Below are 1,115 nucleotides of genomic sequence, written 5' to 3' on the forward strand. Positions count from 1 at the left end.
GCGTGAGCCTGGACCTGGCCATCCGCTACAAAATCCACGACCAGGTGTTCTTCGACGCCGAGCAGGTCGCCGCCCGCTGGAGCGCCCAGATACGCGGCGGCATCCTGCCCGACCCCGCCTCCACCTCCGCCACCATCGACCTGATCCAGGTCGTCGACGCCCACGGAAGAGTAATGGAGGCCAGCACCCAGGCAGCCCGGCGGGCACCGCTGAGCACCTACCGGCCCCCACCCACCGACCGGCTCCAGCGGCGCGTCGAGTGCACGCCCGGCCAGCAGTGCATCCTGCTCATGGCCAACCGGGTATCACCAGCCCCCGACGCCCCCGTCGTCTACGCCGGCACCCACGAACCCCCCCTGCTCGCCACACACCGCCTCGAATACCTCATCGCCGCGCCCGCACTCCTGGCCGTCCTGTCCGGCGGCCGCCTCACATGGTCGATCACCGGCCGCGCACTACAGCCCATGGAACAGCACTACCGCCTCGCCTCCATCACCTCCCACGAACTCAGAAACCCGATCGCCGGACTGCGGCTACAACTGGAAGAAGCACTCCTGCACCCCGAACAAGATCCCCACGACACCATCCGCGGCGCACTGACGGCCACCGGCCGCCTGGAAGCCATCGTGCACGACCTGCTGACCATCGCCCGACTACGCGGCGGCCACCCCGCCCCCCGCGAACCGATCGACCTCACCGCACTGGTCACCGAGGAAGCCCACACCCACCCCGGCCACACCCCGGTAGAGATCCACACCACCGGGGAAGTATGGGTACACGGCTCACGCATCCAGCTCATCCGGCTGATAGACAACCTGCTGACCAACGCCCGCCGCCACGCGGCGACCCGCGTCACCGTCTGCGTCGAATCCGCAGGCGGCCGAGCCGTCCTCACGGTGACCGACGACGGAAACGGCATCGCCCCCGCCGACCGTGAACGGGTCTTCGAACGCTTCACCCGCCTGGACGAAGGACGACGCCTAGACGCCGGCGGCACCGGACTCGGACTGGCCATCTCCCGCGACATCGCCCACACCCACCACGGAACCCTGCACATCGAGGACTCCCCCCGCGGAGCACGCTTCGTCCTCCGCCTGCCCCTCATCAACCGAAAC

Annotated in this window: 1 protein-coding gene; it reads left to right on the forward strand. The window is 69.1% G+C overall.

From position 1 onward, the window contains the following. A partial coding sequence (locus ABZ860_RS42830; protein ID WP_357232622.1) for an ATP-binding protein occupies positions 1-1,115 on the forward strand: 1,115 nt, incomplete at both ends.

Source organism: Microbispora sp. NPDC046973, from assembly GCF_040644495.1.
Classification (GTDB): domain Bacteria; phylum Actinomycetota; class Actinomycetes; order Streptosporangiales; family Streptosporangiaceae; genus Microbispora.